This window comes from Wolbachia endosymbiont of Glossina morsitans morsitans, from assembly GCF_000689175.1.
Lineage (GTDB): Bacteria > Pseudomonadota > Alphaproteobacteria > Rickettsiales > Anaplasmataceae > Wolbachia > Wolbachia pipientis.
The window spans coordinates 1-1,246 of the sequence record NZ_AWUH01000151.1 but is presented as its reverse complement, the minus strand read 5'-3'; the positions used below and the strand labels follow the sequence as shown (position 1 = coordinate 1,246).

Here is a 1,246-nt window from a genome sequence, read left to right as displayed (position 1 = left end):
TATTATTACGAATTATTTTATATAAAAGTGCAAGCACCAAAACAGATAATGCAGCTAAAGCGAGAGTTAGAGGAAGAGGCACATTAGAAGTTACAATAAGCGCTAAAGATGTAAGTAACGCAAGAGTGGCTAAGGAACTAGCTACAAAATAAAATGCATTAGCCTCACTAAGCAAATTGCTCATTACTCCCCTCCCCCCCACGTTCAGCAGTCTTGTATATATTTATTAAAATTCTCTTATCTGTGGAGGAATTATAGTGCTGCACCTACAACAAACTTCCCATTTTCAGTCTGCTAGCTAAAAATGGCTAAGGTCTTATGTATCCAGTGTACAACTGTACTCAAAATGTGTGGCAGCTGTTGGTCGGGGTAGAACATCCACTGGTATATCCAGGATCTTCCACAAATGAAGGAACAGACGTTTCGCCTGGCAAATATTGTGCAACTTCTTCTACTAACAAGGACTTTATTGCTTGAATCACTTGTAATATTACTTTTTTATCATCATCTCTGATCACTTCATTTTCCCTTACTAATTTTTCTACCTCATCTGTTATATACTCTATCGCCTGTTGCAAAAAAAGCACTTCTTCTTGTTTCTTTTTCGACAAATCTTCTTGAAGTTGTTCTATTTGAGAGGATTGCTCCAAAAGTGAACTGTTTAATTCTTTCACCTTATTATCGTGATCATCCTTCACTGTTGTTAATGTGTTATCAGATTCTTTCTCTTCTTTTTGTAAAGATAATAACTCCTTTTTCAGCTCCTCAATTTTAGATAAGTACTCTTTCTCCTTTATACACAATTTATCAACTTTACTTTCAAGATCAGTGCGCTTTTGACGTTCATCACTAACTTTACCTTCTAATTCTTTCTTTTCCTTTTCCGACTGGCATAACTTCTTCTCTAATTCTTCTGTGTCGCTTTCTGAGCTCTCATGTTGTTCTTCCGATTCTAAAGTTTTTAATTGTTTTACTTCTTCTACTTCTACTTTTTTTCTTAACATAGTTAATTGAGTACGCAGAGAAGAAGCTTCCCTACTTTTATGTTCTAATTCCAAGTTTAATTCATCTTCATATTCCAATCTTAAGCGTAACTCATCTTCATATTCTGACTTTAAACATAACTCATTCTTTTCACTTTCTAATTTGCATTGACACAATTCCTCCATTAAAGAATCTACTCTTTCATTCAATCTTGTATTTTCATCACGTAACTCTTGGTGTTCAAGAGAAAGCATCTCCTCCT

The 1,246-nt window shown here is 34.7% G+C and carries 1 protein-coding gene and 1 pseudogene; both read right to left on the bottom strand.

What is annotated here, in order from left to right; genetic code table 11:
- Nucleotides 1–184: pseudogene (locus WGMM_RS05840) on the bottom strand (hypothetical protein); the annotation flags it as partial.
- A 157-nt stretch (nucleotides 185–341) separates the two neighbouring features.
- Nucleotides 342–1,246 (bottom strand): coiled-coil domain-containing protein (locus tag WGMM_RS03930; protein WP_038250379.1); only part of this gene is annotated, 905 nt, incomplete at its 5' end.